Below are 12223 nucleotides of genomic sequence, written 5' to 3'. Positions count from 1 at the left end.
AACTTTAATCGCTTAAGGAAAAGATTATCATGGTACGTTTTCGCCCGCTCGATGCCTGGAACGATCCCCGTGGTGGCCAGATTGAACGCATCATCATAGACAACGGCACCCTGGCCATCGAGGTGCTCAGCCTCGGCGGCATAATCCGCTCCCTCTGGGCGCCGGATAACCAGGGCGAGCGTGGCAATATCGTACTGGGCTGCGACAGCGCCCAGGATTATCTGACCCAAGACGCCCACCTGGGCGCCATCGCCGGACGCTACGCCAACCGCATTGCAGGTGCCCGCCTGAACCGGGACGGTCAAGAATTCAGTCTGGACAACAACCATCAGGACAACTGCCTGCATGGCGGCCGCGAGGGCTTCAATCGTAAGCAGTGGCATATCGGCCAACTCAGCGATGGCGTGCGCCTCAGCCTGTTCAGCCCGGATGGCGACATGGGCTTTCCCGGTAACGCCAATATCCAGCTCGACTACCGCCTGGTGGGCAACAACCTCTATGTGGAGATCCTCGCCAGCACAGATAAACCCTGCCCCATCAGCCTGACCCAGCACAGCTACTTCAACCTGGAAGGCGCGAGTGAGCGCAGCAGCCTGGGGCATATCATCCAGAGCGACAGCCAGCATTACCTCACCACAGATGAGCAGGGGATCCCGACAGATGTGACTCGGGTAGCCGGTACGCCGCTGGATCTCAGCCAGGGACAGTCCCTCGCGAGCCTCAAGACGGCGCTGGAAACCGAGCCGACAAGGGGCATAGATCACTGTTACCTGACGCCCAACCACGACGGCAAGGCCCTGAGCCGCTTCGGCACTGTCAGCGCCCCGGCCTCAGGCAGACGCATGACCCTCTACACCAATCAACCAGGAGTGCAGATCTACGGCAGTAACTTCCTCGAGGGCACCCTTGGCAAACAAGGGCAGAAACTGGCCTCATATCAGGCGGTATGTATCGAGCCACAGCAGCTGCCCGATGCTCCCAATCAGGCACACCTAGCGGGCACGCCTTGGCTGATGCCGGGCGAGGTGTATCACCACATGAGTCGCTATCAGTTCGATCTCATCAAATGAGATGCTAACGGGAAGAGAGATAAGAGAAGTAAAAAAGATTTAGGTAGGGGTTCCAGAGGGACCGGAACCTCTTACCTAAGGATGGCGGCGAACTAAGCAGGAGTCCTGGCAGGTTGCCTAGTTGCGGTCGTCATCGTCAGACCAATCATCATAGCCGTCGTCCAGGCTATCGACTTCGAGTTCGACATCATCATCGTCGTCATCGCTGGTGCCTTCTTCGGCGTCCACCTTCACCTTCTTAGGCGCTGGTGCAGGTTTAGCATGAATCGCCTCAACCCAACCGGCATGCTGCTGCATGAAGGCGGCTCGGGTAGCTAACCAGTTCGCGTCATATTCAGCTTTAGCGGCCTTAAGTTCCTCTTCCGTAAGGTCATGCAGGTTCACCTTAACGATGTCCTCGGCATATTCAATCACGGCATCTCTTACCGTGTTATAGAGATAAACTCGTCCCGCCGTGGCTTCGGGAAACTCTTTGTCGTGAATGAGGATAGTATTACCTCGAGCCGTACGAAGTTCACCATACCAAACAGGTTCTTTAGACGTGTCATACATATATGCTAATACCCTTAAATCAACACATACCAATATAAAATTATAAAGCTGACAACAGTTAGCTTAGTCACTGCCATCGCCACAAACGCCTCTGGACAATAGCCCACACATTTTTAATAAATACCGCCAGAAATCAATAGCCAAATGGATCTATTTTATTTAATTGCTATCAAAATGTTCACTCGGTAGATACTAGTAACGAATTTAGCCGATCAAATCAGTTATTCAAGTTTTTTCTAACCTACTTTATACCAAAGTTAACAGACCGCTCAGCCCCCATGAGCGCGCGGCTTGTCACACCCGTTGACGGCTAGTCATTCGCCACCTTGAGCACCAGCTTTCCTCTGTGTTGCCCCGATTCCATCAGGGTGTGTGCCTTGGCCGCATCACCCAGTGCAAACTCGGCAAACAGGTGAGGCACCAGGCTGCTGCCCTCCTGGGTGTCGAACTTAGGCCACACCTGCTCACGCAGGCCATCGGCGATCGCCTGCTTGGCCGCCACCGATTGCGGCCTCAGGGTCGCCCCCGTCCAGCAGATACGCTTAGCCATCAAGAGCGCCACATCCACCTCGGCGCGCCTACCACGCTGCAGGGCTATGGTGACCAGGCGACCCTCGATCGCCAGCGCCTTGAGGTTAAGATCTATTAGGTCACCCGAGGCCATATCCAGCACCAAGTCCACCCCTTGAGGCGTCACCGCCCTTATCTGAGCCAGCAGATCCTCATCGTGGTAGTTAAAGCCGTGGTCGGCCCCCAGGGCGAGGCAGTAGTCAATCTTCTCCTGACTGCCACAGGTGACCAGCACCTTAACAGCGAATTGTTTCGCTAAGGTGACCGCCGCCGAGCCGATACCGCCCGAGCCGCCATGAATAAGCACTGTCTCACCCGCCTTAAGGCCGCCGCGCATGAACATGTGTCCCCACACGGTGAAGAAGGTCTCGGGCAGGGCCGCCGCCTGGGCCATGGTCACTCCTGTGGGTATAGGCAGGCAGTGTACCGCCCAGGTCGCCACATACTCGCCATAGCCACCGCCGGGCACCAGGGCGCACACCCTGTCCCCCAACTGCCAGCCGGTCACCTGCTCGCCCTTGGCCACTACTGTGCCTGACACCTCCAGACCCAAGATCTCGCTGGCACCGGGCGGCGGTGGATAAATACCTCGGCGCTGGGCGATATCAGGGCCATTCACCCCGGCGTATTCCACCTTGATCAGCAGCTGATCCGGCGCTATGGCAGGCAAGGGACTCTGCGCCAACTCCAGCACCTCGGGCCCACCTGGGGCGTTAAATTGCACATGGGTATAGTGTGTGGGAAGCATTGACATGGCGGCTCCTAACATTAGCGGGCGTGAATGCTGTCGAGGCTAACGCGAAAAGGGTGAATTGGGCAAGCCTTCGCCGCCATCCTTAGGCACCTTGAGCCACTAAAACAAACAACAGCTCACAAATATCTTTACCATTAGTAAGTTAGATATAAAAGATTTGTCGCCGCGCCAGGGCTTTATGTTATGGTGTTAAAGTGCCAGCAGGCTTTAAGTCCATTTATCACCTAAGCTTAAAGTCCGATATGCTGCAATCTGTTATCACCAGAAGGGGCTGCACCTGCGATGAATGTAGACTTTATCAATCCTTTTCTCGATTCCCTGCTCAATGTGCTCAAGACCATGGCCAACATGGAGCTCAAACCCGGCAAACCTAACCTGAAGAAAGATAACCTGGCCAAGGGCGATGTGTCAGGCCTGATCGGCATGGTCGGCCCTCAGACCAAGGGCTCGCTGTCGATCACCTTCGAAGAAACCTTGATCTTAGAGATCATGAACAAGATGTTGGGGGAGAAACCGGAGAGCATAGACGAAGAGGTAACGGATCTGGTGGGTGAGCTGACTAACATGGTGACCGGCGGCGCCAAGAATCTCCTAAGCGATAAGGGCTACGAGTTCGATATGGCGACCCCCATAGTGGTGTCGGGTAAGAACCACACCATAGCCCACAAGTCGGACGGGCAGAAGATCATCATGCCCTTTAGCAGCATCTACGGTACCGCCTACATAGAGATCTGCTTCGAAGGCTAACCAGCGAGGCAATACTCAAGTAATGACTAGAAAGGCTGGTTCACCATGACCCAGAACTGGCTTTCCTCCTCGCCGATGGCAAGATCCGTACGTACCACCACGCCTTCCACCTCGAAGCGGATACCGGCGCCGAAACTGGTTTTCATCTGGCTGTGCAGGCTATCTAAGGCAAACTCGTCACTCACCTTGCCCGCCTCGACAAATGCCGTCCACTGCCACCAGGGAATATCGAACCAGCGAAACACGGGCAGGCTCTGCAAAGGCTGCCACTTGGGCTCTAGCCGATATTCGGCCGCATAGAGCAAGGCGCTGCGGCCGGTGAACTGATCGCCGCTGTAACCACGCAGGCGCTTAAAGCCCCCCAGGCCCACCCCGGCAAATCCAGGCGGACGCCCGTTGGTGTGACTGTTTGGGTCAAAGTCGTTCCAGGTAGGGGTGTCGGCGAGATAAAAGTTAAAGGCCAATACTCGACTGTCGAACCAGCCAGATTGCCCCAGGGACAGATAGAGGCTCTGCTCAAACTCCCAGGTGGTCCAGCTCTGACGCTGGCTACTGCCCCAGTCGCGGGTCAGGGTCAGGCTGGTGCGCCCGCCCTGCTTACTGTTCTCGCGATCGTCGCGGTTATCCCAGGCAAGCTCAAGCTCAAGCCCCCGCGCCGATTGTGGCAGCGACTCATATCCCTCTAGGCGTTGCTCGGTATAAAAAGGGGTCAGTTCTATGCTGCTCACCCCTGAGGTGAGCGGGTTCCATTCCTGGTTGCCTAATGGTGCGCTGCGCAGACTGGCGGCCGCGCCCTTGGCGCCTCGTCCCCAGGGCAGCACATATTTAAGGTGCAACCTGGCAAAGGACTCATCCCCCTGAGTCACCACCCGCTCAGGCGCATCGGCGGCGCGTCCCACCTCCTGTCCGGGGATGTAGAAGATCCCTTCTGTGTAGCGGGCGCGGTAATACTCACCGGAAAACAGCCAGCTATCGACACCCGGCAGCTGATAGTCGTTGGCGCCAAGATAGGTGACCCAGGAGTCGTTGGCGGTGCCCAGCCCCAAGGCAAACAGGGAGGCCTGACGCTGACCGGCATGCTTGACCACGCCAGCGGCGCCTACAGAGGTACTCAGGCTCTCGGTGGCGAAGATGAAGGGCACGGCCACATACTCGGCCTCGGTGCCATCGTCGCTGCTCACCTGAACCTGAGGCGCCAGGTCATCGCTGGCCAGTGCCTGCTGACTCCCTAAGGCGAGCAAGCCTGTAAATAACAGACGGCTAGCCCGAGAAGCTAGCCGCATGAGAAATAATTTCGCCATCAACAACTTAGTCATCTGATCATTCGAGGCAGACGGCGACACGGGGAGTCAGCTTAGTCACCAGCTCATAGGCGATAGTGCCGATATGCTCGGCCACCTCTTCGACCGGCAGCGCCTTGCCCCAGAGCACGGCGGTATCGCCCACCTTGTCTGTGGCATCCAGGCCGAGATCCACCGTCAGCATATCCATGGAGACACGGCCCACCACGGGCACCAAGCGGCCATTGACCCAGACAGGCGTGCCTTCTGGGGCGTTGCGGGGATAACCATCGCCATAACCTATGGCCACCACGCCTAGCTTGGTGTCTTGCTTGGCGCACCAGTAGCTGCCATAGCCGACGGGGTCGCCGGCCTTATGATCCCGCACCGCAATCAGCTGAGACACCAGCTCCATGGCGGGCTCCAGGCCATGATTGCGACCGAGATCGCCGACCACAGGCGAAACGCCATAAAGCGCTATCCCCGGACGGATCCAGTCGGCCTGAGTCGCCTGCCAGTAGAGGGTCGCGGCCGAGTTGGCCAGGGTGCGATCGCCAGGCAGGTCTGCCGTCATCTGCTCGAAGCGGCGCGCCTGCTCGGCGGTCGCGGGATTATCCGGCTCATCGGCGCAGGCAAAATGTGTCATCAGATTGATGGGCTTGGCCACGTTGGCACAGGCCAGCAGGCGCTGATAGATAGCCTCAAACTGACCCAGATTAAAGCCCAGACGATGCATGCCAGTATCTATCTTCATCCACACGGTCACCGGCTTGGCCAGGCTGGCGGCCTCCAGCATCTCGAGCTGGGATTCGTGGTGCACCACGGTATCGATATCATGCTCGACCAGGGTTGCCACGTCGCTTGGGCGAAAGAAGCCTTCCAGCAGAAGCAGCTTGGCACTCACGCCACCGGCCCTGAGCTCCAGCGCCTCTTCGAGGCGCGCCAAGCCAAAACCGTCGGCACTGGCCAGGCAGTGGGCCACATTCAATAAGCCGTGACCATAGCCGTTGGCCTTCACCACGGCCATCACCTTACTCTGGGGTGCCAGCTGGCGTAATCGCTTTAGGTTAGCTTTCAGCGCATCGCCGCTGATCTCTGCTCGGGGAAAGGGTTTCAAACAATAACCTTAATGTTAATGGCGTCGAGACTCGATGAGGGTAACGCAAAATAGCGACCCATAGGGCTAATTAAACCAAGTTTAATCTCACCCTATGAGCTTAGTCGGATTAATCTTCTTCGAACTGCGGACCGGCGTAGTTATCGAAACGGGAGAACTGGCCCTGGAAGGTCAAACGCACCCGGCCGATGGGGCCGTTACGCTGCTTACCTATGATGATCTCCGCGGTGCCCTTATCTTCGGAGTCGTCGTTATACACCTCATCACGATAAATAAACATGATCAAATCCGCATCCTGCTCAATAGAGCCAGATTCACGCAAGTCGGAGTTTACCGGGCGCTTGTCGGCGCGTTGCTCCAGGGAGCGGTTGAGCTGCGACAGGGCGATCACCGGGATCTCAAGCTCCTTAGCCAGCGCCTTGAGCGAGCGGGAGATCTCGGCGATCTCCAGGGTACGGTTGTCGGACAGCGCGGGCACCTGCATCAGCTGAAGGTAATCGATCATGATCATCGACAGGCCGCCATATTCGCGGGCAATACGTCTGGCGCGGCTGCGCACCTCGGTCGGCGTCAGGCCCGAGCCATCGTCGATATACATCTTGCCCTGCTCCAGCATGATCCCCATGGTGGAGGAGACACGCGCCCAATCGTCATCGTCGAGCTGACCCGTACGTATCTTAGTCTGATCCACCCGGCCCAGAGAGGCCAGCATACGCATCATGATCTGCTCAGAAGGCATCTCCAAGCTGAAGATGAGCACTGGCTTGTCTTCGTGCAGCGCCGCCTGTTCACACAGGTTCATGGCAAAGGTGGTCTTACCCATAGAGGGACGCGCCGCGACGATAATCAAATCGCCCGACTGGAAACCCGCGGTCATGCGGTCGAGATCGTTGAATCCACTGGACACCCCGGTCACACCGTTGTGAGGGTTGTTGTACAGCTCCTCGATCTTATCTACCGTCTTCTCGAGGATGGTCTTGATCCCCTCTGGGCCCTCGTTGGCGTTAGCGCGCTGCTCGGCGATCTTAAATACCTTGCTCTCGGCCAGATCCAGCAGTTCGCTGGAGTTACGCCCCTCGGGGTTAAAACCGGCGTCGGCGATCTCGTTCGCCACCTTGATCATCTCACGCACCACGGCACGTTCACGCACGATGGCGGCGTAGGAGAGTATGTTACCCGCGCTCGGGGTGTTCTTGGCGATCTCGCCCAAATAAGCGAAACCACCGGCATCTTCTAAGTGATCTTCCAGCTCCAGCTGTTCGGAGACGGTGATCAGATCTATGGGTTGACCCGCGGCCACCAGAGCTTCCATGGCGGTAAAGATCATCTTGTGGGAGCGGGAGTAGAAGTCATCCTTCACCACGGCCTCGGCCACCTTATCCCAGGCATCTGAATCCAACATCAAGCCACCGAGCACAGACTGCTCGGCCTCAATCGAATGGGGCGGCATCTTCAATGCGTCGATCTGTATATCTCTAGGCTTTTTCTTAGCCTGAAATCCACCTTGCTGTGACATTAACTCTCCAAATTTCCAACGATTAGGCAAAATATGATATAAAACCCGGGTCAAGCAGAAACAGGCCTCTTACCTGTTCGTCCTACAAACTTACACATAATAATTAAGGAATAAACATGCGCAAAGCATTGGTTGCAGCCTTAATGCTGTCATCTGGCGTAGTGATTGCCGATGAAGGGCAATGGCAACCGTATCAAATGCCTTCGATCGCCGACAAGCTGAGCGAACGCGGTATCCAAATTCCAGCAAAACAACTCGCCGATCTGACCCAATATCCGATGAATGCGGTTGTCGGACTGGGGTATTGTACCGCCAGTTTCGTGTCCCCCCAAGGGTTAGTTGTAACGAATCACCACTGTGCCTACCGCGCAATTCAATACAACAGCAAGAAAGAGCACAACTACATCGCCGATGGCTTCCTGGCGCGCAAACAAGCGGACGAACCTTCTGCCGGCCCTAACGAACGTCTCTACATCACAGAGGCGGTCACCAACGTGAGCGAGCAGGTCACCAAAGACCTCAGCGACGACCCGCTGAAACGCTACGAAGAGATCCAGGCCAACCGTAAGGCACTGATCAAAGAGTGTGAGAGCGACGACAACTATCGCTGCTCGGTGCGCAGCTTCCACAACGGTCTGGAATACTACCTGATCAAGCAACTGATCATTCGCGACGTGCGTCTGGTTTACGCGCCACCTAAGAGCGTCGGCTCCTTCGGCGGCGATATCGACAACTACGAATACCCACGCCACTCGGGCGACTTCACCTTCCTGCGCGCCTATGTGGGCAAGGACGGCAAGCCGGCAGCCTACTCGCCTGACAACGTACCCTTCAAGCCTAAGAGCTACCTGAAGATCAACGCCGACGGCGTCAAGGCGGGCGACGGTGTATTCGTGGCCGGTTACCCGGGCTCGACCAGCCGCTACCGCCTCACCAGCGAGCTGAAGTTTGCCAGCGACTGGCTCTACCCTACCCTGGCCAAGCGTTATCAGCAGCGCATCGACACCATAGAAGCCATGGGTGCACAGGACGCAGGCGTTAAGATCAAGTACGCGGGCACGCTGGCCTCTATGGCCAACCGCATGAAGAAATATAACGGTCTGCTCGACGGCTTCAAGGCCACCGACATCGCCGGCATCAAGCAGGGTCGTGAAGACGACTTCCGCAAGTGGCTAAGCACAGACAGCCAATACCAGAGCTATCAGGCCAAGTTTGATCAGCTAGAGACTCTGCTAGTTGAGCAGCGCCAGGCACAGCAGACCCGCTATTTCTTCGAGAATGCCCAATCGAGCGATCTGCTCTCTGCGGCCAACCGCCTCTACCGTCTGGCCAAAGAGAAGACCAAGCCAGATGCCGAGCGTGAAGAGGGCTACCAAGAGCGCGACATGAAGATGTTCAAGGCGCGCCTCAAGCGTATCGACTCAAGCTTTGCCATCAGCGTCGACAAGACACTCTGGCTACAGGATCTCGACGCCTATCTTGCACAGGACAACCGCGTACCCGAGCTCGATGCCATGCTGAAATCGGACGATCCACAGGTGAGCCTGAGTGACAAGCTGGACGGCCTCTACTCGCTGACCGGCCTCACCAACCAGGATGAGCGTCTGGCCTGGATGGACGCCGATGTGAAGGCGTTTGAAACCAGCGCCGATCCTTTCATCCGCATCGCCGTGGCCCTGTACGACACCAACCTGGCCCAGGAGAAAGCCAAGAAGACCTTGGCCGGTAAGCTGTCTAAGGCGCGTCCTGGCTACATGGAAGCCGTTATCGCCTATTACAAGACCAACAACTGGCCGGTATACCCGGATGCCAACGGCACACTGCGTATCACCTACGGCATGGTCGATGGTTACCAGTCGAAAGATGCCCTCTACAAGCAGCCGTTCACGCGTCTGGAAGGCATAGTCGCCAAGCACACGGGCGTCGAGCCGTTCGATGCACCTCAAAAGGTGCTGGATGCCATCAAGGCCAAGCGTTACGGCAGTCACAAGGTCGAGTCTGTCTATCAAGGCCCAGCCTCTTGGCTGTGCCGCCTCTTCTCTTGCCTGGATAAGCCGGAAAGCTTCGGCTCTGTGCCGGTGAACTTCCTCTCCAGCGTCGATACCACAGGCGGCAACTCGGGCTCGCCCGTGTTTAACGGTAAGGGCGAACTGGTGGGGCTAAACTTCGACTCTACCTATGAGGCGATCACCAAAGACTGGTTCTTCAACCCAACCATCACCCGCGCCGTGCACGTGGATTTCCGCTACATTCTGTGGATGATGGATGAGGTGGATCACGCCGACAACCTGATGGGCGAGCTGGACCTAGTCAGAAACTAGTCAGAAACTAGTCCTACGTCAGAGCGTTTACCCAATCGACAATACCCGGCCTCGCCGGGTATTTTTTTACTTGTCGCTAACTCGGCAGTGGCATAGGTTAATAAGATGGACATCAAGATGAGGCATAGGACGAGGCATAGGATGAGCAGCCCATTAGGCGGATTTTATCTCGCGGCCCAACAACGAAGAATGCAGGCCCTGCAGCGTCAGCGCAGTACGCCCAAGTGCCGCCTCAACTTCACCCTCACAGGCGACGACCGACCGCTTATCGCACAATGCCTCACTCTCGAGCCAGGCGTGAGTGAACTTAGCAATCAAACAGTGAGTATCCAGCTTTGCTCAAGCTTCACCCCGACGGGCCTGCTTAAGGTGGTGAGTGACATCTACCTATGCACTGCGGATGAACCTCGCCATATCGGCACGCAAGAACTCTACCTTAGCCCGAATGAACCCGTGACCAGCCTGGTAGCAGGCAACTGTCACTATCGACTCACTCTGATGGCCTCGCAGTTAGCACAGGATAATACCGAGCAAAATAGGGGCGAGAGCAGCTAGCGGTATATTCCAGACATAAAAAAACACCGCACTAATCAGATTAGCGCGGTGTTTCTTTTAATCGTTTAAAACTGTGTATTAGTCTTCTGCAACAACAGAAAGCTTAACAACAGCCTTAACTTCAGCGTGAAGCTGAACGTCGATTTCGAATTCACCAGTAGCACGGATAGCACCTAGTGGTAGACGAACTTCGCTCTTAGCCAGTTCAACGCCAGCAGCAGTTACTGCATCAGCGATGTCACGGTTACCGATTGAACCGAACAGCTTGCCTTCGTCGCCTGCTTTAGAAGCGATAACAACAGTTTCAAGAGCAGCCAGCTTCTCAGCGCGCTCTGTAGCAGTTGCTAGTTCAGCAGCTAGCTTAGCTTCTAGTTCAGCACGACGTGCTTCGAATACTTCAGTGTTAGCAGCGTTAGCAACTACCGCTTTACCTTGAGGTAAAAGGAAGTTACGAGCATAACCAGCTTTAACTGACACTTGGTCACCCAGGTTGCCCAGGTTAGCGATTTTATCAAGTAGAATAACGTTCATTATTAATTCCTCTAAATTGATGCGCTATTACTGATGTAGATCAGTGTAAGGCAGTAGAGAAAGATAACGAGCACGCTTGATAGCGCGAGCCAGTTGACGTTGGTATTTAGCGTTTGTACCAGTGATACGGCTAGGAACAATTTTACCACTTTCAGTGATGTAGTTCTTTAGAGTAGCGATATCTTTGTAATCGATCTCAGTAACGCCTTCTGCAGTGAAACGGCAGAACTTGCGACGACGGAAATAACGTGCCATTTTGACAGTCTCCTAAGTTTTCAATTCGACATTTTCAGCGTGTAATACCAGGCGGTTTTGTCCATTGCGTCCTCTCTGGAGGGCGATGAAACCTTTGACCTCAATATCCACACCGGTTTTCAGTTTGTCTGTGATGCTGTTAAAGCGTTCGCCACTTAATATCACTTGCATCTGGCAGTATACGTTTCTCAGCATCTCTGCTTCATAAACCTGCGATTTGTGTTCCAGCATGATCACACAATGTGGGATGCCTGCCGGGCTACTAAAGCTTCTGGACCGGGTTATGGTTCCAGATAACACCAAGTGATTGGTGGCCACAAATAAACTTACTCTGCTGCGTTTTCAGCGGCTTCTTCAGATGCTTCAGCTTCTACAGCTGGGCGCTCTTCGCTAGAACGACGTGCTTCACGCTCGTCTTTCGCTTTAGCCATTGGAGAAGCTTCGGTGATGGCACCCTTGGTACGCATAACCATGCTACGAAGAACAGCGTCGTTGAAACGGAAAGCTGTTTCTAGCTCTTCAACCGATTCTGCAGTCGCTTCTACGTTCATCAGAACATAGTGAGCTTTATGCAGTTCGATGATTGGGTAAGCCAGTTGACGACGGCCCCAGTCTTCTAAACGGTGGATTTGACCGCCAGCTTGGGTAAGGATACCCGTGTAACGTTCGATCATACCTGGCACTTGTTCACTCTGATCAGGGTGAACTAAAAATACGATTTCATAATGACGCATTTTTTGCTCCTTACGGTTATCTAGCCTCGTTGTTGGCTCAGTCAGACCAAATGGAGGCAAGGAACTAAATAAAGTGACTGAATTAAGCCGCGGAATAGTACATGGTCACACCTCAAAACTCAAGCAATATCTTTCGTTATTCACTTTGCCCATCGCCCGGTGAAACGGTATGATAGTCCGCTGTCATTTTTGTGTTCTAGACGCGTGCAAAAAATAAAAAT

The 12223-nt window shown here is 55.2% G+C and carries 13 protein-coding genes; 4 read left to right on the top strand and 9 right to left on the bottom strand.

Going from position 1 to position 12223, the window contains the following annotated elements; genetic code table 11:
• Positions 1 to 29 precede the first annotated feature (29 nt).
• On the top strand, positions 30 to 1070 hold the full coding sequence (locus AYI87_RS13300; protein ID WP_144202745.1) for an aldose epimerase family protein: 1041 nt from the start codon (positions 30 to 32) through the stop codon (positions 1068 to 1070).
• A gap of 117 nt (positions 1071 to 1187) precedes the next feature.
• Here the strand turns inward: AYI87_RS13300 and AYI87_RS13295 are convergent, their stop codons facing one another.
• Positions 1188 to 1622 (bottom strand): hypothetical protein, encoded by a 435-nt coding sequence (locus AYI87_RS13295; protein ID WP_144202743.1) that lies wholly within the window; start codon positions 1620 to 1622, stop codon positions 1188 to 1190.
• Positions 1623 to 1932: 310 nt separating this feature from the next.
• Complete coding sequence (locus AYI87_RS13290) at positions 1933 to 2946, bottom strand: NAD(P)H-quinone oxidoreductase (RefSeq protein ID WP_144202741.1); 1014 nt, start codon at positions 2944 to 2946, stop codon at positions 1933 to 1935.
• Between the two features lie 282 nt (positions 2947 to 3228).
• Here AYI87_RS13290 and AYI87_RS13285 point away from each other — a divergent pair, with 282 nt between their 5' ends.
• Positions 3229 to 3693: a chemotaxis protein CheX gene (locus tag AYI87_RS13285; RefSeq protein ID WP_011867071.1), complete on the top strand. Its 465-nt coding sequence runs from the start codon at positions 3229 to 3231 to the stop codon at positions 3691 to 3693.
• A 26-nt stretch (positions 3694 to 3719) separates the two neighbouring features.
• On the opposite strand, the gene AYI87_RS13280 is transcribed toward AYI87_RS13285, so the two are convergent.
• From AYI87_RS13280 to dnaB, 3 genes are all read right to left on the bottom strand, one after another.
• Positions 3720 to 5009, bottom strand: a complete 1290-nt coding sequence (locus AYI87_RS13280; protein ID WP_144202739.1) for a hypothetical protein — start codon at positions 5007 to 5009, stop codon at positions 3720 to 3722.
• Positions 5010 to 5013: 4 nt separating this feature from the next.
• The gene (gene alr, locus AYI87_RS13275; RefSeq protein ID WP_144202737.1) at positions 5014 to 6090 is read right to left on the bottom strand and encodes an alanine racemase; all 1077 of its coding nucleotides are present in this window, start codon (positions 6088 to 6090) and stop codon (positions 5014 to 5016) included.
• A gap of 109 nt (positions 6091 to 6199) precedes the next feature.
• Entirely contained in the window at positions 6200 to 7606 is a 1407-nt protein-coding gene (gene dnaB / locus AYI87_RS13270; protein WP_144202735.1) for a replicative DNA helicase, read from the bottom strand.
• 116 nt (positions 7607 to 7722) lie between these two features.
• Here dnaB and AYI87_RS13265 point away from each other — a divergent pair, with 116 nt between their 5' ends.
• Positions 7723 to 9927 carry a S46 family peptidase gene (locus AYI87_RS13265; protein ID WP_144202733.1) on the top strand — a complete coding sequence of 735 codons (2205 nt, stop codon included), beginning with the start codon at positions 7723 to 7725 and terminating at the stop codon, positions 9925 to 9927.
• A gap of 141 nt (positions 9928 to 10068) precedes the next feature.
• Complete coding sequence (locus AYI87_RS13260) at positions 10069 to 10482, top strand: hypothetical protein (protein WP_144202731.1); 414 nt, start codon at positions 10069 to 10071, stop codon at positions 10480 to 10482.
• Positions 10483 to 10560: 78 nt separating this feature from the next.
• On the opposite strand, the gene rplI is transcribed toward AYI87_RS13260, so the two are convergent.
• From rplI to rpsF, 4 genes are read right to left on the bottom strand one after another with little or no spacing between them, the layout of a single operon-like run.
• Positions 10561 to 11013: a 50S ribosomal protein L9 gene (gene rplI / locus AYI87_RS13255; RefSeq protein ID WP_144202729.1), complete on the bottom strand. Its 453-nt coding sequence runs from the start codon at positions 11011 to 11013 to the stop codon at positions 10561 to 10563.
• A gap of 27 nt (positions 11014 to 11040) precedes the next feature.
• Positions 11041 to 11268 carry a 30S ribosomal protein S18 gene (gene rpsR, locus AYI87_RS13250; RefSeq protein ID WP_011867078.1) on the bottom strand — a complete coding sequence of 76 codons (228 nt, stop codon included), beginning with the start codon at positions 11266 to 11268 and terminating at the stop codon, positions 11041 to 11043.
• Positions 11269 to 11280: 12 nt separating this feature from the next.
• Positions 11281 to 11586 (bottom strand): primosomal replication protein N, encoded by a 306-nt coding sequence (gene priB / locus AYI87_RS13245; RefSeq protein WP_144202728.1) that lies wholly within the window; start codon positions 11584 to 11586, stop codon positions 11281 to 11283.
• Positions 11587 to 11594: 8 nt separating this feature from the next.
• Positions 11595 to 12002, bottom strand: coding sequence for a 30S ribosomal protein S6 (gene rpsF, locus AYI87_RS13240; RefSeq protein ID WP_144202726.1), 408 nt, complete (start codon positions 12000 to 12002; stop codon positions 11595 to 11597).
• Positions 12003 to 12223 lie beyond the last annotated feature (221 nt).

The sequence above is a fragment of the Shewanella sp. KCT genome (assembly GCF_007636505.1).
GTDB classification, from domain to species: domain Bacteria; phylum Pseudomonadota; class Gammaproteobacteria; order Enterobacterales; family Shewanellaceae; genus Shewanella; species Shewanella halotolerans.
Note: the sequence above shows the minus strand (reverse complement) of the source record. Positions and strands in the feature narration are given on the sequence as shown.